Source organism: Micromonospora sp. CPCC 205539 (assembly GCF_036906815.1).
GTDB lineage: Bacteria > Actinomycetota > Actinomycetes > Mycobacteriales > Micromonosporaceae > Micromonospora.
This window is the reverse complement of record NZ_JBAKHW010000012.1, coordinates 131,577-150,159: the sequence shown is the minus strand read 5'-3', so window position 1 is coordinate 150,159 and position 18,583 is coordinate 131,577. Positions and strand designations below refer to the sequence as shown.

The 18,583-nt window shown below is 71.4% G+C and carries 16 protein-coding genes; 13 read left to right on the top strand and 3 right to left on the bottom strand.

Annotated elements, in window-relative coordinates:
- The first annotated feature begins 320 nt into the window (after positions 1-320).
- The 10 genes from V6V47_RS13345 to V6V47_RS13300 all read left to right on the top strand — a co-directional run bounded on the left by V6V47_RS13345 (position 321) and on the right by V6V47_RS13300 (position 13,910).
- Complete coding sequence (locus V6V47_RS13345; RefSeq protein ID WP_334628493.1) at positions 321-1,691, top strand: L-serine ammonia-lyase; 1,371 nt, start codon at positions 321-323, stop codon at positions 1,689-1,691.
- A gap of 71 nt (positions 1,692-1,762) precedes the next feature.
- Positions 1,763-2,590 carry an ABC transporter permease gene (locus V6V47_RS13340; RefSeq protein WP_334628492.1) on the top strand — a complete coding sequence of 276 codons (828 nt, stop codon included), beginning with the start codon at positions 1,763-1,765 and terminating at the stop codon, positions 2,588-2,590.
- 1 nt (position 2,591) lies between these two features.
- On the top strand, positions 2,592-3,338 hold the full coding sequence (locus V6V47_RS13335; RefSeq protein ID WP_334628491.1) for an ABC transporter ATP-binding protein: 747 nt from the start codon (positions 2,592-2,594) through the stop codon (positions 3,336-3,338).
- Positions 3,335-5,395: a DUF5941 domain-containing protein gene (locus V6V47_RS13330; protein ID WP_442934227.1), complete on the top strand. Its 2,061-nt coding sequence runs from the start codon at positions 3,335-3,337 to the stop codon at positions 5,393-5,395. Before V6V47_RS13335 ends, V6V47_RS13330 begins: the two co-directional genes overlap by 4 nt.
- A 15-nt stretch (positions 5,396-5,410) precedes the next feature.
- Positions 5,411-7,621 carry a bifunctional glycosyltransferase/CDP-glycerol:glycerophosphate glycerophosphotransferase gene (locus V6V47_RS13325; protein ID WP_334628490.1) on the top strand — a complete coding sequence of 737 codons (2,211 nt, stop codon included), beginning with the start codon at positions 5,411-5,413 and terminating at the stop codon, positions 7,619-7,621.
- 138 nt (positions 7,622-7,759) lie between these two features.
- Positions 7,760-9,058, top strand: a complete 1,299-nt coding sequence (locus tag V6V47_RS13320; protein WP_334628489.1) for an ABC transporter ATP-binding protein — start codon at positions 7,760-7,762, stop codon at positions 9,056-9,058.
- A 97-nt stretch (positions 9,059-9,155) separates the two neighbouring features.
- Complete coding sequence (locus V6V47_RS13315) at positions 9,156-10,157, top strand: hypothetical protein (RefSeq protein ID WP_334628488.1); 1,002 nt, start codon at positions 9,156-9,158, stop codon at positions 10,155-10,157.
- Between the two features lie 64 nt (positions 10,158-10,221).
- A complete protein-coding gene (locus tag V6V47_RS13310) occupies positions 10,222-10,686 on the top strand; it encodes a DUF4442 domain-containing protein (protein ID WP_334628487.1) in 465 nt (154 codons plus the stop codon).
- A gap of 60 nt (positions 10,687-10,746) precedes the next feature.
- Positions 10,747-11,541, top strand: a complete 795-nt coding sequence (locus tag V6V47_RS13305; RefSeq protein WP_334628486.1) for an HAD family hydrolase — start codon at positions 10,747-10,749, stop codon at positions 11,539-11,541.
- Positions 11,538-13,910, top strand: a complete 2,373-nt coding sequence (locus tag V6V47_RS13300) for a glycoside hydrolase family 65 protein (protein ID WP_334628485.1) — start codon at positions 11,538-11,540, stop codon at positions 13,908-13,910. Before V6V47_RS13305 ends, V6V47_RS13300 begins: the two co-directional genes overlap by 4 nt.
- A 44-nt stretch (positions 13,911-13,954) precedes the next feature.
- Here V6V47_RS13300 and V6V47_RS13295 read toward each other — a convergent pair whose 3' ends face one another.
- Positions 13,955-14,134 carry a hypothetical protein gene (locus V6V47_RS13295; RefSeq protein WP_334628484.1) on the bottom strand — a complete coding sequence of 60 codons (180 nt, stop codon included), beginning with the start codon at positions 14,132-14,134 and terminating at the stop codon, positions 13,955-13,957.
- Positions 14,135-14,331: 197 nt separating this feature from the next.
- Here V6V47_RS13295 and V6V47_RS13290 point away from each other — a divergent pair, with 197 nt between their 5' ends.
- Complete coding sequence (locus V6V47_RS13290; RefSeq protein WP_334628537.1) at positions 14,332-14,985, top strand: dienelactone hydrolase family protein; 654 nt, start codon at positions 14,332-14,334, stop codon at positions 14,983-14,985.
- On the opposite strand, the gene V6V47_RS13285 is transcribed toward V6V47_RS13290, so the two are convergent.
- A complete protein-coding gene (locus V6V47_RS13285; protein ID WP_334628483.1) occupies positions 14,975-16,087 on the bottom strand; it encodes an AI-2E family transporter in 1,113 nt (370 codons plus the stop codon). The genes V6V47_RS13290 and V6V47_RS13285 overlap by 11 nt on opposite strands.
- A 165-nt stretch (positions 16,088-16,252) precedes the next feature.
- Between V6V47_RS13285 and V6V47_RS13280 the strand changes: the two genes are divergently transcribed.
- Both V6V47_RS13280 and V6V47_RS13275 read left to right on the top strand, forming a co-directional pair.
- Positions 16,253-16,435 carry an antitoxin gene (locus V6V47_RS13280; RefSeq protein ID WP_334628482.1) on the top strand — a complete coding sequence of 61 codons (183 nt, stop codon included), beginning with the start codon at positions 16,253-16,255 and terminating at the stop codon, positions 16,433-16,435.
- Between the two features lie 136 nt (positions 16,436-16,571).
- Positions 16,572-17,897, top strand: a complete 1,326-nt coding sequence (locus V6V47_RS13275; RefSeq protein WP_334628481.1) for an FUSC family protein — start codon at positions 16,572-16,574, stop codon at positions 17,895-17,897.
- Between the two features lie 10 nt (positions 17,898-17,907).
- On the opposite strand, the gene V6V47_RS13270 is transcribed toward V6V47_RS13275, so the two are convergent.
- Complete coding sequence (locus V6V47_RS13270; RefSeq protein ID WP_334628480.1) at positions 17,908-18,552, bottom strand: C39 family peptidase; 645 nt, start codon at positions 18,550-18,552, stop codon at positions 17,908-17,910.
- Positions 18,553-18,583: the final 31 nt, after the last annotated feature.

The following is an 18,583-nucleotide window of genomic DNA, read 5'->3' as shown; positions in this document are numbered from 1 at the left end:
ATCCTTGATGTAGTGGCATCGCAAGCGGGAGGAGACCACTACATCCTGGATCGAGTGCGAATCGTGCGGCGGCGGGCGCGGGCCGGAGCGGCGGGCTGGTGGCGCGGAGGCGGCGTGGGCGCGGCGGGCGCACGGCGGTTGGGTGTCTGCCCTGCCTGGGACGGTTCGGCGTTGAGCTGGGCGGGTAGCCTTGCCGGTTGGGCACCCACACCCCGGGTGGCCGGCGGCCGCCCGACCGGACGGCCACAACGGGGCCGCCTGACCGGCGGCCACGACCGGGCCGGATCCCAACGGCGGGACGACGGCGAGGAAGCGCAGCCATGATCAGTGTTTTCGACCTCTTCAGCGTCGGCATCGGGCCGTCCAGCTCGCACACGGTGGGGCCGATGCGGGCGGCTCGTACCTTCGTGGCCGGGCTCAAGGCCGACGGGCTGCTCGCCGACACCGCGCGGGTGCAGGCCGAGTTGTTCGGGTCGCTGGGCGCCACCGGCCACGGCCACGGCAGTGACCGTGCGGTGTTGCTCGGGCTATCCGGCGAGGCCCCGGAGACGGTCGACACGGACACCGTCGGCCCTCGGGTCGAGCGGATCCGGGCCGAGCGGCGGATCAACCTGCTGGGCGCGCACGAGATCGACTTCGACGCGGACCGGGACCTGACTCTGCACCGCCGCCGGTCGTTGCCGTACCACCCGAACGGGATGACCTTCGTGGCGTACGACCGGGCCGGTGTTGAGCTGCGCGGCCGTACGTACTACTCGGTCGGTGGCGGCTTCGTGGTGGACGAGGCGGCGGCCGGCGCGGATCGGATCAAGCCGGACAGCACGCGGGTGCGGTACCCCTTCCTGACCGGGGCGCAGTTGCTGGAGGTGACCGCCACCACCGGCCTGTCGATCAGCGAGGTGATGCTGGCCAATGAGCGTTCCTGGCGCAGCGAGGCGGAGATCCGGGCCGGTCTGCTGGAGATCTGGCGGGTCATGCGGGAGTGCGTGGCCGCGGGTTGCGAGCGCGGCGGCGTACTCCCTGGGGGTTTGAAGGTCCGGCGGCGCGCGGCGGAGCTGCGGCGCAGCCTGGAGGCGGACACCGGGACCAGCGACCCGTTGCGCGCGATGGACTGGGTGACACTGTTCGCCCTCGCGGTCAACGAGGAAAATGCCGCCGGCGGCCGGGTGGTCACCGCGCCGACCAACGGCGCGGCCGGGATCATTCCGGCGGTGCTGCACTATTACAGCCGCTTCATCGAGAACGCCGATGACGATGGCGTGGTGCGGTTCCTGCTGGCGGCCGGCGCGATCGGCGTGCTGTTCAAGGAAAATGCCTCGATCTCGGGCGCGGAGGTGGGCTGCCAGGGTGAGGTCGGTTCGGCCTGCTCGATGGCCGCCGCTGGGCTCGCCGAGGCGCTCGGTGGCAGCCCGGAGCAGGTGGAGAACGCCGCGGAGATCGGGATGGAGCACAACCTCGGGTTGACCTGTGACCCGGTGGGTGGCCTGGTGCAGATCCCCTGCATCGAGCGGAACGCGGTGGCTAGCATCAAGGCGATCACGGCCGCCCGGCTGGCGCTGCGCGGCGACGGGGTGCACAAGGTGTCGCTGGACAAGGTCATCAAGACCATGCGGGAGACGGGCGCCGACATGAAGGTCAAGTACAAGGAGACGGCGCGCGGCGGTCTGGCCGTCAACGTGATCGAGTGCTGAGTCTGGCTGATTCGGGGCAATCGTTCACCGACTGCTAACCTGTCGTCCGTTTCAGGAGGCGGGAGGCGGCGGTGACCTCTGGCGTCACGGCGTTGTGGTCGCACCGCAACTCGCTGCGCATCCTGGTGCGACGGGACCTGGCGGTCAAATACCAGCAGTCGGTGCTCGGCTACTTCTGGTCGCTGATCGAGCCGCTCGGCATGGGCGCGATCTACTGGTTCGTCTTCGGGGTGCTCTACTCCCAGGACACCGGGCGGCACCTCGGCGAGGCGGCCGAGTCGTACCCGCTCTTCCTGATCACCGGGATCTTCGCCTGGATGTGGACCAGTTCGGCGCTGAGTGAGGCGACGAACGCGTTGACCGGTCAGTCCCGGCTGATCACCACGATGAACGTGCCGCGCCAGATCTTTCCGATCGGCCGGGTCACCGGCCGGTTCGCCGAGTACGCGGCCGGCCTCCCGATCCTCGTCGCGATCGCGGTGATCTACGCGGTGCACGGCCGGATCCACCCCGGCTGGTCGCTGCTCGCCCTGCCGCTCGCGGTGACCGTTCAGGGTGTCCTGTTGATCGGGCTGGCCCTGCTGCTGTCCGCGTGGAACGTGCTGATGCGCGACGTGGAGCGGTTCATGCGGCTGATCATCCGGGTGCTGTTCTACGCCACGCCGATCATCTATCCGCTCAGCCTGGTCCGGGAATCCGGCCTGCCCGGCTGGCTGAAGGTGGTGTACGAGCTGAACCCGCTGGTCGGGATCTTCCAGCTGCACCACGCGATCTGGTACCCGGACGAGTTCCCGGACGCCCGACTGCTCGCCACCACGATCGCCGGTAGCTTGCTGGTGCTGGCCGCGGGCTGGTGGTCGTTCCGCCGGTTGGAGCCTGCCGTGCTCAAGGAGCTCTGACATGGCGACGCCGATCATCGAGGCGGACGGTCTGGGCATCCGGTTCGTCCGCAACCGCCGCCGGCAGCTCCGGCTGCGGGAGTTGTTCATCCACCGGGGCGGGCGGGGCGCGCTGCCCGGCCAGTTCTGGCCGCTGCGCGACGTGTCGTTCACCGTCGAGCCGGGCGAGACCGTCGGGGTGATCGGCCGGAACGGCACCGGTAAGAGCACCCTGCTGCGGCTGATCGCCGGGGTGCTCATCCCGGACGAGGGCAGCATCCGGGTGCACGGTGACGTGGCCCCGCTGCTGGAGCTCTCGGCCGGTTTCTCCAACGAACTGACCGGCCGGGAGAACCTGCACCTGGTCGGTGGCCTGCACGGACTGTCGACGGGCTATCTGCGGCGGCACTTCGACGAGATCGTCTCGTTCGCCGGTGAGCAGGTGGAACGGGCCATCGACACGTCGGTGCGGCACTACTCGTCGGGCATGAAGGTGCGGCTCGGGTTCGCGATCATCTCGCACCTGCCGCACCCGATCCTGCTGATGGATGAGGTGACCGCGGTCGGGGACGCGGAGTTCCGCAAGAAGTGTTACGCGACGATTGATCGTCTGCTCGGGGAGGGGCGCACCTTGGTGCTGGTGTCACACAACGAAAAGGATCTGACCCGGTTCTGCCGTCGGGGGCTCTACCTCGACGCGGGCCACTTGACGCTCGACGGCACCATCGCCGAGGCGCTCGACGCGTACCACGCCGCGGTTCCGCGGTGACGCTCGCGATCGTGCTCGCCGCCGGGACGCCCGCGGCGGGCCTCACCACCGCGACCGGCGAGCCACTGGCCGACCGGCTCGCCGCCCAACTGCGCGGGGCCGGGGCGAGCGAGGTGCGGTTCGCCGCCAACCTCGACGAGCTGGCCGCGCTGGCCGACACGGCCACCGGCCCGCTGCTGATCACCGGCACTGACCTGGTGGCGCACACCGCCGTACTGCGGCATCTGGCCACCAGCCCGGTGGGGCCGACGGTGGCGCTGGTGCTCGGTGATCCGCCGGTGCCCGGCCGGACCGCCGTGCGTGAGGAGCGCGGCCAGGTGGTCGACGCCGGCGCGGTGGACGCCCTCGACGGCGACGCGACCGGCGTGTTCGGCGGCGCGCTGCGCGTCGGCGTGGACGATCTGCCCACCCTGGCCGCCGCCGCCCGGGCCGCCGCGGCCGGCATGCTGTCGATCACCACACCGCTCGGCCCGGCCGGCGACGTGTCGCCGCTGCCACCCGCGGGCGGGTCCGGCCCCGCCGGGTCGGTAGCGGCCGGCGGCCCCGGGTCCGCCGTGGACCGGCTGGTCGCTGGTCTCGCCGCGCTCGGCAGCCTGATCTTCGCTCAGCGGGTACGCCTGCTCGTCGCGCACCGGGTCGACGACGCGGCCGGGCTGGCCGCCGCCGAGGCGGCGGTGACCGCCGTCGACGAGGACAGGGCCGAGCTGCGGCTGTCGGTGAAGGAGAAGGACGACTTCTTCACCACGTACTTCGTCAGCACCTGGTCGCCGTACGTGGTCCGGCTGTCGGCGCGCCTGAGGCTCACCCCGACCGGGGTGACGGTGATCTCGGTGCTGTTCGCAGTGGCCGCCGCCGTGCTGTTCGGTGTCGGTGGAAGGCTCGCGCTGGTCGCCGGTGCGGTGCTGCTCTACCTCGGCTTCGTGCTGGACTGCGTGGACGGCCAGCTCGCCCGCTACACCCGGCACTTCAGTGCCTGGGGCGGTTGGCTGGACACGATGGCCGACCGGGCCAAGGAGTACCTGGTCTACGCCGGGCTCGGTTTCGGTGTGAGCCACGCCGGGTTGGGCAACGGGTGGGCCCTGGCCATCGCCGCGATGACGATGCAGACCGTCCGGCACATGACCGACACCTGGTACGGCGCGCTGCACGACGAGGCGGCTCGCCGCCCGAGGTCGGCGACGGGTGCCAGTGGCGGGATCGGTGACCGGCTGAACGCCGCGTCGACCCGGGTGCAGGCGGACACCGGCTCGCTGTCGTACTGGCTGAAGCGGACGGTGGTCTTTCCGATCGGCGAGCGGTGGGCGCTGATCGCGGTGACCGTGGCGCTGTTCAACCCGCTGGTCAGCCTGATCGCGGTGCTGGTGTGGGGCGCGCTGGCGTTCGCGTACACCGGGGCGCTGCGTACGCTGCGGGCCCGCTGGATGTGGGTGCCGGTGCTGGACACGGTCGATGCGACCCTGCACCGTGACGACGGCCCGTTGGCCCGCCAGCTGCCGGTGGTCCGCCCGATGGGGCCCCTCACCCTGGCGGTGGTCGCGGCGCTCGGCCCGGCGGCGCTGCTGGTCGCGGCCCTCTGGGGCGATTCTCCAGGCGGGCTGCGCTGGGCGGTGCCGGTGGCGCTGCTGGTGCTGCTGGTCGGCGGTCTGGGCGCCGGTGCCGCGCACAACGGTCCGCTGGACTGGTTGGTGCCCGCCGCGCTGCGGGCCGCCGAGTACCTGTTCGCGATCGCGGTCGGGGTGGTCGGCGGCGCACCGGGCTGGCTGATCTTCGGCTACGTCTTCGTGCTCGCCGTGCACCACTACGACCTGACCGCCCGTCTCGAGAAGCGGCAGGCGGCGCCGCCGTTGCACCCGGCCACGCTGGGCTGGGACGGCCGCTCGGTGCTGCTGGCCCTCGCGGCGATTGCCGGAATAGCGAGTATCGGCATGGCTACACTCGGTGCATACCTTCTCGTGGTTTTCGTGGCGAGCGTCGTCCTGGCCTGGTTCGTCCGACCGGCCCGTAGCGCGCGGGTGTCGGCCGCGCCGGTGGGCGCGGGAGGTGGCGTGCCGCGCTGACGGAGGGACGGCCGGATGACCCTGATCAGTTTCGTGGTCCCGGCCTTTCGGGTGCAGGGCTACCTGCGGGAATGCCTGGACTCGATCCTCGGTCAGTCAGTGGTCGATTTCGAGGTGATCGCCGTCGATGACTGCTCGCCGGACGCCAGCGGCGAGATCATCGACGAGTACGCGGCCCGTGACCAGCGGGTCCGCTCGGTCCGGTTGCCGGAGAATGTCGGTCTCGGTCCAGCCCGCAACATCGGGCTGGACCGGGCCGTCGGCGAGTACGTCTGGTTTCTCGACGGTGACGACTGGCTGGCACCGGAGTGCCTCTCGGCGGTCGCCGAACGGCTGCACGCCACCCGGCCCGACGTGCTGCTGGTCGACCACGTACGGACGCACTGGAACGACACCGCCACGCACAGCGCGATGGCCGAGGTGTTCCCGGAGTCTCCCGGCGCGGGGACCTTCCGGCTGCGCGAGCGACCGGAGGCCATGCGGCTGCTGCACACCGCGTGGAACCGGCTCGTCCGCCGGGAGTTCCTGGTCGACCTCGGGCTGCGCTTCGCGCCCGGCTGGTACGAGGACGTCTCGTTCAGCTTTCCGGTGCTGATGGCGGCGCAGCGGATCGGCGTGCTGGACCGGGTCTGCGTCAACTACCGGCAGCGCCGGGCCGGCGCGATCACCCGGACCCGCGGCGACCGGCACTTCGAGGTGTTTCCGCAGTGGCACCGGGTGTTCCAGTTGATGGATTCCTGGAGCCCGGCGGTGGACGACCTGCGGCCGGCGGTCTTCGAGCGGATGATCTGGCACTACCTGACGGTGCTCGGCAACGGCCAGCGGATCGCCCCGGAGCTGCGGCCCGCCTTCTTCGCGCAGATCACCGCCGACTACGCGCGCTGGCTGCCGGCCGGCGGCTATCCCGTGCCGGACGGCGTGGAGGGGATCAAGCACCGGTTGGTCGCGACCGGTCGCTGGCGGACGTTCAGCGTGTTGCGGGCCGCCAGCCGGGCCCGCGACGCCGCCCGCCGGCAGGCCCGCACCGCCCGACGCCGGGTCGGCCCGGCCGCTCGGCGGGGCGCCCGGCTGACCCGGGACGGCCTGCTGCGCGAGTACTACCGGGCCGAGTTGCGCCGCCCGGTGGACCCGACCCTCGCGGTCTACTCGGCCTACTGGTTCCGGGGATACTCCGACAACCCGGCGGCGATCTACGAGGTCGCCCGCCGGCTGGCTCCCGGCGTACGCGGGGTGTGGATCGTGCGGCGGGACCGGGTGGACGCCGTACCGGCCGGGGTGGAGTACGTGGTCGCCGGCACCCCCGCGTACTACCGGGTGCTGGCCCGGGCCCGGTGGCTGGTCAACAACGTCAACTACCCGGATTTCGTCCGCAAGCGGCCGGAGCAGGTGCACGTGCAGACCCACCACGGCACGCCGGTGAAGGTGATGGGGCTGGACCAGCAGCGTTACCCGATCGGCGCGGGCCGGATGGACTTCGCCGGACTGCTGCGCCGGGTGGACCGCTGGGACTACAGCATCAGCTCGAACAGCTTCTCCACCCAGATGTGGGACCGCGCGTACCCGGCCACGTACACCACTCTGGAGGTCGGCTACCCGCGCAACGACCGGCTGGTCACCGCCGGTCCGGACGAGGTGCGCAGGCTCCGCGCGGAGTTCGGCCTCGACCCCGACGAGCAGGTCGTCCTGTACGCCCCGACGCACCGCGAGCACCTGCCCGGTTACCGGCCACCGTTCGACCCGGACCGGTTCGTCGACGCGTTGGGTGACTCCGGTCGGCTACTGATGCGCAGCCACTACTTCCACGACCGGGACCGTCGCCCGCGGCGCCCGGTGGACCGGGAGCGGGTCCGCGACGTGAGCGGCCACCAGCGGGTGGAGGACCTCTATCTGGTCGCCGACGTGCTGGTCACCGACTATTCCTCGGCGATGTTCGACTATGCCGTGCTGGACCGGCCGATCGTGCTCTACGCCCCGGACTGGGAGGCGTACCGGCTGGCTCGGGGGGTCTACTTCGACGTCACGGCGGAGCCGCCGGGTGCGGTGGCCACCACCTTCGCCGACCTGCTCGACCTGTTCCGCACCGACGAGGTGCGCTCGGGGGCGGCCACCAGGGCCCGCGAGCGTTTCCGCGGACGGTTCTGCACGTTGGACGACGGCCGTGCGGCCGAGCGGGTGGTACGCCGGGTGTTCCTCGGTGAGCCGGACGAACGGCCGCGGACCTGCTGATCACGCCACTCGTCGGCACCGGCTGTCGCGTAATGGCGGCGTCATCGGTGGAACATGAGACGTTCACCCGATGTGCGAATCCCATGATCCTGGTCACAGTCATTCGGGGTTTCGGCCGACGAGCTGGGGGAGGAGACGGTGACCACCGTCGCGCTCAAGGATGTCACCAAGATCTTCAAGGACGGCACGCTTGCCGTCGACAGCATCAATCTGGACGTGAACGACGGCGAGTTCATGGTGCTGCTCGGCCCCTCCGGGTGTGGCAAGTCCACGGTGCTGCGGATGATCGCCGGCCTGGAGGATCCGACCCAGGGCGCGGTGCTGCTCGACGGGGAACTCGCGAACGACCTGTCGCCACGGGAGCGGAAGATCGCCATGGTCTTCCAGGACTTCGCCCTTTATCCGCACATGACGGTCGGTGACAACATCGCCTTTCCGCTGCGGCTGGCCGGGGTGGAACCGACCCCCCGGGTCGAGCGGGTCTCCGACGTGGCCAGCGCGCTGGGCATCGGCGACGTGCTGACCCGCAAGCCTGGTCAGCTCTCCGGCGGGCAACGGCAGCGGGTCGCCATGGGCCGCGCGATCGTCCGTCGGCCGGGGCTGTTCCTCATGGACGAACCCCTCTCCAACCTGGACAGCGGGCTGCGTGCCGAGCTGCGTGCGGAGATCTCCGGGCTGACCCGAGAGTTGGGCGTCACGACCGTGTACGTCACCCACGACCAGGCCGAGGCGCTCACCATGGCCGACCGGGTCGCCATCATGCGCCGGGGCGTCCTCCAGGACGTGGGCACTCCCACCCAGGTGTACGGCCGGCCGGCGACGCTCTACGTGGCCGCCTTCCTGGGCAGTCCGCGGATGAACCTGCTGGAGGCGTCGGTCTACGTCCACCTCGACCGGTACGTCACCCTCAACCTCGGCGAGCAGTCCCTCTACCTGCCCTGGGACGACATCCGCAGCCGGGCGGTGGCGCACTACCACGGCGAGCGGATCGTGGTCGGCCTGCGGGCCGAGGCGCTCACCCCGGTCGCCCCGGACAGCCCCGGCGACGTGCTGCGCGGCCGGATCCGCTATCTGGAGCACCACGGGCACGAGTCGTTGGCTTTCCTCGACATCGGTGCGACCGCGATCGTGGTCGACGAGATGGGCGCGCCGCTGGAGTCACCGCCGGCGGGCCAGCGTGGCCTGCGTCGGTTCGGCTCGGTGATGCAGCGACTCACCGGCAGGCCGGTCGAGCCGGCCGGTGAGCAGGGTGCCGGCACCCGGACCAGCGTGCTACCCGACCCGGGTCGCCACCATCGCCGCCCGGCGGAGCTGGCGGTGCGGCTGGCGCCGTACCCGGCGGTCACCGCAGGTCACCCGCTCGCCGTCTCGGTCCGGATGGACGCGCTGCACTTCTTCGACGAGCGTGGCGCCCGGATCGATGTCGGGTGGCGCTGAACGACCCGCCGGAGCGGGGTGGCGGCGGTACCACCCTGTGGCCTACCGTCTGCGGACCCAGTCCACAGTGAAATGACCCACCGAGAGGGGTGCACCCGTGTCGGGTGACCGTCCCAGCCCGCTCGTCATCGAGCGCATCCTGCGCGATCGGCAGGGCATCTGGCAGCAGATCGTGGCCGACCGCGACCTCAACGCGTTGACCGGGCGGATGCTGGCCAGCTCGGCCATCGCGCTCGCCTGCTACGGGGCGGTGCTGGGCGCGTTCCACAGCGTGCTGATGGCGCTGACCTCGGCGGTGAAGCTGCCGCTGCTGTTCCTGGTCACCCTGGCCATCTGCCTCCCCACGCTCTACCTGTTCAACCTGGTCTTCGGTGCCCGGCTCTCGGTGCGCCAGTCACTGGCGCTGGTGATGGTGGCGATCACGGTCACCTCGATGCTCGCGGTGGCGTTCGCGCCGATCAGCCTGTTCTTCCTGATCACGGCACCCGACTACGGCTTCTTCAAGCTGCTCAACGTGGCGATCCTGACCATGTCGGCGCTGGTCGGGCTGCGCTTCCTGACCGGTGGCATGCAGGTGCTCAACGACCACGGCCTGCTCGCCCCCGAAGCGGCGCAGCCGCAAGCCTCGGCGGTGCCGGCCGCCGCGCAGCCCGTGCCGGCCCTGGTCGCCGAGCCGGCGGCCGACACGGTCGCCGAGCCGGTCGCGGTGCCGGCCGGAGCCGCGGTGGCCGGGTCGGCCGACCAGGCGTCCAACGGTGCTGCCGCCGCGCAGCCGGCCGCGCAGGCCCCGGCGCAGGTGCCGGCCCAGTGGAGCGGGCAGCCGGTCGGCGCCTCGTTCCCGCCCGGCATGCTGCCGCCCGGCCACACGGTGCAGCAGCGCCCGTGGGACGGCCGGTCGGTACGGCGGAACGAGCCGACGCAGCGGCCGGCCAGCATGACGCTGCTCTACATCTGGATCCTGCTGTTCGGCTTCGTCGGCACCCAGCTGGCGTGGACCCTGCGCCCGTTCTTCGGCGACCCGGGCCAGGATTTCGCGTTCTTCCGTAGCATCGACGGCAACTTCTACGCGGAGATCCTGCGGACCATCGCCAACCTCTGAGCACCGGCCAAAACCTGAGAAGTCGCTGGTTGCCGGGCTAATTACCGGCGAGTAACGTCAGACCATGACCATCGACTCCCGCCAGGTGGCGGCCGGCATGCTCGAAGCGGTTCCGTTCGCCCGTACGCTCGGCTTCGAATTCGTCGAGGTGGCGCCCGAAGCGGAGGGCGGCGTGCGGGCGGTCGTCCGCCTGCCCGACTCGCCGGCCACCCACAACCACGTCGGCGGGCCGCACGCCGGGGCCATCTTCACCCTCGGTGAGACGGCCTCCGGCGCGGTGGTGCTGGCCGCCTTCGGGCAGTTGCTCGACCGCGTCGTGCCGCTCGCCGTCCGCGCCGAGATCGGCTACCGGAAGCTGGCTCGGGGGCCGGTGCTGGCCACCGCACGGCTCGGTCGGCCGGCTCTCGACGTGATCGCCGAGCTGGAGTCCGGCCAGCGGCCGGAGTTCCCGGTCGAGGTCGAGATCTCGACCGAGGACGGCACACCCACCTCGGTGATGACCGTGCTCTGGACGCTCCGACCGAACTGAGCCGCGCCGACGGCGGCGGAAACGCGTTTGTCGGCCCGGCCGGGTGGTTAGATTCGTAGCGTGCTGGGCCTACCTGCTCATGTGACCGCCTGTCTCTTCGATCTGGACGGTGTGCTGACGCAGACCGCCCGGGTGCACAACGCCGCGTGGACGCAGACGTTCGACGAGTTCCTGCGGCAGCGCGCCGAGGCCACCGGCGAGCCGTACGAGCCGTTCGACCCGGGCCCGGACTACAACCGCTACGTCGACGGCCGGCCCCGCGCCGACGGCGTCCGGTCGTTCCTCGCGTCCCGGGGGATCGTGCTGCCCGAGGGCGACCCGGACGACCCACCGGCCGCCGACACGGTCAACGGCGTCGGCAACCGCAAGAACGTCCTGCTCCTTGATCGACTGCGTACCGCCGGGGTCGAGGTCTACCCGGGATCGGTGCGCTACCTGGAGGCCGCGGTCGCCGCCGGCCTGCGCCGGGTCGTGGTGACCGCGAGCGCCAACGGCGGCGAGGTCGTCGCCGCCGCCGGGCTGGAGCCGCTGATCGAGGGACGGGTCGACGGCCTGGTCGCCCGGGAGCACGGGTTGCGCGGAAAGCCCCACCCGGACACCTTCCTGGCCGGGGCCCGGCTGCTCGGCGTCGAGCCGGCTCAGGCGGCCGTCTTCGAGGACGCGCTCTCCGGAGTGGCCGCCGGTCGAGCCGGCGGTTTCGGTTACGTGATCGGTGTCGACCGGGTCGGGCAGGCCGACGAGCTGCGCGCGCACGGCGCGGACATCGTGGTCGACGACCTCGCCGACCTGCTCACCCTGGGCGACGCCGACCCTCCCGCGGCCCGTCATTCTGCCGGAGAGCGGGGTCGCGCATGATCCGGGAACGGGCCTATCCCGTCGAGCCCTGGCACGTCCGGGAGACCCGACTGGACATGGACGTTCTGGCCCAGTCGGAGTCGGTTTTCGCGCTCTCGAACGGGCACGTCGGGCTGCGCGGCAACCTCGACGAGGGTGAGCCGTTCGGCCTGCCCGGCACCTACCTCAACTCGTTCTACGAGCTGCGTCCGCTGCCGTACGCGGAAGCCGGCTACGGCTTCCCCGAGTCCGGCCAGACCATCGTCAACGTCACCAACGGCAAACTGATCCGGTTGCTGGTCGACGACGAACCGCTCGACGTGCGGTACGGCGAGTTGCTCGCCCACGAGCGGATCCTCGACCTGCGGGCCGGCACGCTGCACCGGGAGCTGCACTGGCGGTCGCCCGCCGGCCGGGAGGTCAAGGTCCGCAGCACCCGGCTGGTGTCGTTCACCCAGCGGTCGGTCGCCGCGATCAACTACGAGGTCGAGGCGGTCGACGGGCCGCTGCGGCTGATCGTGCAGTCCGAGCTGGTTGCCAACGAGACGCTGCCCGCACAGAGCAAGGACCCTCGGGTCGCGGCGGTGCTGGAGTCACCTCTGGTGGCGGAGGAGGAGCTGACCACCCCGGACGGCGGCCAGCTCATCCACCGCACCAAGGTCTCCGGGCTGCGGGTGGCCGCCGCCATGGAGCACGAGGTGCACGGCCCGGACCGCACGACCATCGAATCCGAGGGGTACGAGGACTGGGTCCGTACCACCATCGGCTGCGTGCTCAAGCCCGGCGAGAAGCTGCGGGTGACCAAGTACCTGACGTACGGCTGGTCGAGTCGCCGCTCACTGCCGGCGTTGCGCGACCAGGTCGGCGCGGCGTTGGCCGCGGCCAAGCTGGACGGCTGGGAGGGGCTCTGCCGGGAGCAGCGTGGCTACCTCGACGAGTTCTGGGACGCGGCCGACGTACGGGTCGAGGGCGACCCGGAGGTGCAGCAGGCCGTCCGGTTCGGCCTCTTTCACGTTCTGCAGGCCGGTGCCCGCGCGGAGCGTCGACCGATCTCGGCGAAGGGGCTGACCGGCCCCGGTTACGACGGGCACGCCTTCTGGGACACGGAGATGTTCGTCCTCCCGGTGCTCACGTACACCCAGCCGAGCGCCGTGCGGAACGCGCTGCACTGGCGGCACAGCACGCTGGAGCAGGCCCGGGAGCGGGCCGAGACGCTCAACCTCCAGGGCGCCGCCTTCCCCTGGCGGACCATCGAGGGCCCGGAGTCCTCCGGCTACTGGCCGGCCGGTACGGCGGCCTTCCACATCGCGGCCGACATCGCCGATGCGCTGCGCCGGTACGTACTGGTCACCGGGGACACCGAGCTGGAACGGGAGATCGGGCTCGAGCTGCTGGTGGAGACCGCCCGGCTGTGGCGCTCACTCGGCCACCACGACCGGCACGGGCAGTTTCACATCGACGGGGTGACCGGCCCGGACGAGTACACCGCGATCAAGAACGACAACATCTACACCAACCTCATGGCGCAGCGAAACCTGCTCACCGCCGCCGAGGTGGTCATGCGGTACCGGGACGAGGCCTTCCACCTCGGGGTCTCCGACGAGGAGGCGTCGAGCTGGCGGGACGCGGCCACCGCGATGCACGTCCCGTACGACGATGAGATCGACGTCCATCAGCAGGTGGAGGGGTTCACCCGCCTCCAGGAGTGGGACTTCCCGCACACCCCTGCGGAGAAGTACCCGCTGCTGCTGCACTACCCGTACTTCGACCTGTACCGCAAACAGGTGATCAAGCAGGCCGACCTGGTCCTGGCCATGCACTGGCGGGGGGACGCGTTCACCCCCGAGCAGAAGGTCCGCAACTTCCTCTACTACGAGCGCCGCACCGTACGCGACTCGTCGCTGTCGGCCTGCACCCAGGCGGTGCTCGCCGCCGAGGTGGGCCATCCCGAGCTGGCGCACGCCTACCTGCGCGAAGCCGCACTGATGGACCTGCACGACCTCAACGAGAACACCCGGGACGGCGTGCACATGGCCTCACTGGCCGGGGCGTGGATCGCCCTGGTCGCCGGGCTCGGCGGTTTGCGGGACCACGACGGCGAGCTGTCGTTCGCGCCCCGGCTCTCCAGTCGGCTCGATCGGCTGGAGTTCTCCCTCCAGTGGCGTGGGCTCGCGCTGCGGGTGGACGTGCGGCCGCACCAGACGACGTACTCACTGCGCCACGGAGGCCCGGACGACGTGGTGCGACTGCGCCACCACGACCAGATGATCCAGGTCACTTGCGACGAGCCGGTCACCGTACCGGTGCCGCCGGCCGATCCGTCCGGGCCGCAGCCCGAGCAGCCGCCGGGCCGGGAGCCGTTGCTCCGGTTGCCCGAGCACGACCAGTGACGGCCGGGGCGGGAGTGCTCCCGCCCCGGCCGTCGACGCCCAGGTCAGATGGGTTCGCCCTGGGACGGACGCCCGATCGCGTCCCGGGGCGCCATCGCCCGTGGATCGTCGGGTAGGCGGGCCGACGCGGCCTCGTCCCCGAAGTCCCGGCGTTGCTCGGCGTCCTGTTCGCGCCGGTTCCGCTCGTCCATCCGCTGTTGTCGGGAGGTCTGCTGCTGGGCCATGGCGATCCTCGCGATCCGTCGGGGCGCGGTTGCGCCGACACGGTCTGCGGTCGTCCGTCGTGTTCCCGGCGGCCCACCCGACAAACGACGGCCGGACCGGGATTCGCGATGTCGTGGCCTCCGGAACGCTCATGGTGTGCGTGCTTGCGTCGCGGTGGGCGGGGTAACCCTGCGTGAGCGAGCGCGTGGAGGTGGGCATGGACGAGCACAGCAGCGGGGTCAGCATCCCGGTCGACGACGCCCAACTCCCCGCCGACCTGCGGTGGCCCGACCGGCCGGTCGGCGTGGTGCTCTTCGCGCACGGCAGCGGCAGCTCACGGCACAGTCCGCGCAACGTGGCGGTGGCTCAGACGCTGAACCGTGCCGGTCTCGGCACCGTGCTGGTGGACCTGCTCACCCCGGCCGAGGACGAGGTGGATGCACGCACCGCCGAACTGCGGTTCAACATCGGAATGCTGGCCAGCCGGCTGGCCGGCATCGTCGACTGGCTGGCGGCCGAGCAACCCGCTGGTGACGTACCCATCGGTCTCTTCGGGGCCAGCACGGGTGCCGCCGCCGCCCTGGTCGCGGCGTCCTCCCGTGCCGACCAGGTGGCCGCGGTGGTCTCCCGGGGTGGTCGGCCGGACCTGGCCGGCCCTGCGCTCGCTCAGGTGCGCACCCCGACGTTGTTGCTGGTCGGCGGCCTGGACGAGGAAGTGATCGCGCTCAACGAGCAGGCGTTGGCCGAGCTGGGCGAGGTCGGCCAGCTGCGGGTGATCCCTGGTGCCACGCACCTCTTCGAGGAGCCCGGCACCCTCGACGAGGTCGCCGAGCAAGCCGGCACCTGGTTCACCACGCACCTCACCCGCTGATCAGCTCGGCCTGCGCTCGGCGCTGTTGGACCGTGTCGATGATGCGCCAGAGGACGGCGGTGATGGGGACGCTGACGAAGGCCCCGGCGATGCCGGCGATCAGGGTGCCGGCGGTGACCGCCACCAGGATCACCGCCGGGTGCAAGCGGACCTGCCGCTTCATGACCAGCGGCTCCAGCAGGTTGCCCTCGATCTGCTGGACGGCGATCACCGCGGCGAGGGTGAGCAGGGCGGTGGTCGGCCCCTTGGCGGCGAGGGCCACCAGCACCGCCACGGCACCGGCGACCGTCGCCCCGATGATCGGTATGAAGCCGCCGAGGAAGGTGATCAGCGCCAGCGGCAGGGCGAGCGGCACCCGGAGCACCACCAGCGCCAGGCCGATACCGATCGCGTCGATCGCGGCGATCAGCATGGTGCCCCGGCTGTACGCGCCCAACGTCCGCCAGCCGGCCCGGCCGGCCTCGGCGGCCACGGGTTGGTTCCGGCCGCTCACCCGGGACAGCACCCAGTGCCACATCGACCGGCCGTCCTTGAGCAGGAAGAAGAGCAGCACCAGGGACAGCAGCGCGGAGCCGACCACCTCGCTGGCGGTCCGGGCGCCGGCCACCGGATCCGGTGAGCTGCCGCTCACCCCGTTCCGGGCCTGGTCGACCAGTCGGTCCAGCTGCGCGTCGGTGACCGGCAGGGTGGACGTCACGAACTCCCGGCTGCGGTCGAGCCCCTGGGTCAGCTCCTGGCTGAGCTGGTCGAACTGGTTTGCGGTCAGGTTCCACACGAGGACGCCGACACCCACCAGGATGCCGAGCAGCAGCAGCACGGTGAGCAGCGCGGCCAGCGCCGCCGGAAGACGAAGCCGGCGCAACCGGAGCAGCACCGGGTCGAGCAGCGCGGTGAGGAAGATGGTCGCGGCCAGCGCGATGGCCAGCGGTGCCAACAGGGTGGCGATTCGGCCCAGCAGATAGAGCCCGGCGACGACCACCACCAGGCAGGCGCTCCACAGCACCGCGGTCCGGACCAGCCAGGGCAGGGTCCCCCACGCCTGGCGTGGCCCGGGGCCACCCGTCGTCGCCCCGACGTCCGCCCTGGGCTCGTCTGACACCATGTCGGTCCTCCTCGATCTCAGCGAGGTCGGTACCCGGCCAGTCGTGCGCCGACACCCGTACCGCTCTCCAACGCTGCGCGACCCGCCGACGTGGCGGGGTGTCGCGTTTGTGGTGTCGGCCCGAGGGAACGCGGACGGGAGTGACCGGACTGGGGGAGGATCGCCGTGAGTGACTTCATGGACAAGGCCAAGAACGCCGCCGACAAGCACGACAAGCAGGTCGACCAGGGGCTGGAGAAGGCCGGTGACATGGCCGACAAGCGCTCCGGTGGCAAGTACGGCGACAAGATCGACAAGGGTGTGGACCAGGCGCAGGCACGCACCGGTGAGGGCGACCAGGTCCGCTGACCCGCCGAAGTTCTCCCGGGTCGCCGCCGTAGGGGCGACCCGGGATGGCTGTCGGGCAGGGGGTGCGGACGGTACCGGCGGTGATGGCGGGGCGGATGGACACGATTGCCCGGGCAGCGCCGGGGTAACCGCCGCCATGGCCGACGACCGCCCAGCATCCGACCGCGACCGGTCACCACTGGACGTGGCCGCCGAACGTGGCGGCCAGGCGGTCGACCGGGCGCGGCACCGCAGTGGGCGGGCCGGCAAGATCCGGGCTCGCCAGTGGGAGGTCACTCTGGTGATCTCCATCCAGGCCGGGCTGGCCGCGGCGCTGGCCGCCCTGATCGCCAAGAACCTGCTCGGTCCCGGAGCACACGTCTTCGCGCCTGCCGCCGCCGTCGGCACGATCGCCACGGCCATCGGTCAACGTGCCCGGCGTACCTTCGCGCTGCTGACCGGTGTGGGCCTGGGCATCGTCATCGGCGACACGCTGCGCTTCGTCCTCGGGTCGGGCCCGTGGCAGACCGGTGTGGTGGTGGCTCTGGCCATCGCCGCCGCGCTGCTGGTGGCGGGGAAGGGCGGCCCGCTGGTCGGCCAGGCCGGTGGTACCGCCGTGCTGATCGCCACCCTGGCCCCGATGGAACGGGGCTTGGAGGTGCCGCGGATCTTCGACGCGCTCGTCGGCGGGGCGGTCGGCCTGGTGGTGGTCGCCCTGCTGCTACCGATCAACCCCATGCGGGTGCTGGACCGGGCTGCGGCACCGATCACCGCGGTCCTCTGCGATCAGCTCCGCGAGCTGGCACAGGCGTTGCGGGAGCGCGACGCCGACCGGGCGAAGGGTGCCCTGGATCGCCTCCGCAGCACCGACGACGACCTGAGTCGGCTGCACGACGCGTTGAGCGGGGCGGAGGAGGTGGTGACGATCGCGCCGGCCCGGTGGCATCGGCGCGAGCAGTACCACCGGTACGCCCGCAGCGCCGAGCACCTGGAGCGCCTGCTGCTGGACAGCCGGGCAATGGCCCGGTGGTCCACCACCGCAATCCAGTACGAGGAGCCCATCCCGCCCGAGCTGCCGGACGCATTCGACCGGCTGGGTCAGGCGGTGGTGGAGATGCGCCGGGAGTGCAAGAACGGCGAGGACCCCAGAGGCACCCGCCGGATCGTCGAGCAGTGCGCCGAGCTGGCCGGACGCGCAGCGGCGACCGGGGTGAAGTCGTTCGGCGATTCGATCGTCACGGGTCTGCGTACCGCTTCCAGCGACCTGCTCCGGGCGGCTGGCTGTACACCGGACGAGGCCAACGGGTTTGTGCGTCGGGCGGCCGGCGCTGGTGAGAGGGAAGTTCACCCGCCAGCGCATCGAGAGCTGCATCGGGCCCGACCGACCCGGACAGCCCGGGCCCGCAGGCGGGCACACCTTGCCGCCCGTGCCGGCGTCGGCGACCGGGCCGGCCTCCCTGCGAACAGGAGACCGGCCCGGTGAACCGAGGGGATCAGGAGGAGTAGCCGCGTTCGGCGATCCAGTTGGCGACCTTCGGCAGGCTCACCCAGTACTCGCCCAACGTCGGGTCGGCCGGGTCGGCGATCCGGATCGTGTCGCCCCCGTCGCGGTAGCCGACCAGGGTCAGGTAGTGGCCGCCCTCGTACGAGTGCGGGTTGCCGTCGGTGTCCACGGTCGTGCCCTTGATGTTGGCCACCACGGGCCGGCCGCCGTCCACCGCGGACAGCACGTCCCGACGCAGCTGCTCGACCTGATCCGGGCGGGCCGCCGAGTCACTGATCTCGGTGGTCCGGTACTTGCCGCCCGTCAGCTCGTTGAGCACCCGGGTGGTGTCCAGGGCGGAGGGGGTGCCTGCTTCGGTGGTGCCGAGCCGCTGGGCCACCTCGTCCTGGGAGAGGGTCTTGCCCTGCGCGGACAATGCGATCCGAGTCGCGGCCGGGCCGCAGTAGTAGAAGTTCGGCTGTGCCTGGTAGTCGATGTCGAGGACCCGCTCGGAGTGCCGGTCGCTCTGGCTCGACGACGTCTGCGTGCCCTGCACCGGAGCGGCCTGCGCGGCAATCGCGGGGCCGAGCGCGCAACCTCCGGCCGTCAGCAGGCCGGCGACCGACAAACAGCTCTTCTGGATGATCGAATTCATGGTCGAGTCTCCGTTCGGGGGTTGGCGCCTC

What these genes read in the sequence shown, in the direction of transcription:
- V6V47_RS13290 (WP_334628537.1), top strand. Translation starts at nt 14,332, where the DNA reads ATGGACGAGCACAGCAGCGGGGTCAGCATCCCGGTCGACGACGCCCAA.
- V6V47_RS13335 (WP_334628491.1), top strand. Translation starts at nt 2,592, where the DNA reads ATGGCGACGCCGATCATCGAGGCGGACGGTCTGGGCATCCGGTTCGTC.
- V6V47_RS13285 (WP_334628483.1), bottom strand. Translation starts at nt 16,087, where the DNA reads ATGGTGTCAGACGAGCCCAGGGCGGACGTCGGGGCGACGACGGGTGGC.
- V6V47_RS13270 (WP_334628480.1), bottom strand. Translation starts at nt 18,552, where the DNA reads ATGAATTCGATCATCCAGAAGAGCTGTTTGTCGGTCGCCGGCCTGCTG.
- V6V47_RS13300 (WP_334628485.1), top strand. Translation starts at nt 11,538, where the DNA reads ATGATCCGGGAACGGGCCTATCCCGTCGAGCCCTGGCACGTCCGGGAG.
- V6V47_RS13295 (WP_334628484.1), bottom strand. Translation starts at nt 14,134, where the DNA reads ATGGCCCAGCAGCAGACCTCCCGACAACAGCGGATGGACGAGCGGAAC.
- V6V47_RS13275 (WP_334628481.1), top strand. Translation starts at nt 16,572, where the DNA reads ATGGCCGACGACCGCCCAGCATCCGACCGCGACCGGTCACCACTGGAC.
- V6V47_RS13345 (WP_334628493.1), top strand. Translation starts at nt 321, where the DNA reads ATGATCAGTGTTTTCGACCTCTTCAGCGTCGGCATCGGGCCGTCCAGC.
- V6V47_RS13310 (WP_334628487.1), top strand. Translation starts at nt 10,222, where the DNA reads ATGACCATCGACTCCCGCCAGGTGGCGGCCGGCATGCTCGAAGCGGTT.
- V6V47_RS13325 (WP_334628490.1), top strand. Translation starts at nt 5,411, where the DNA reads ATGACCCTGATCAGTTTCGTGGTCCCGGCCTTTCGGGTGCAGGGCTAC.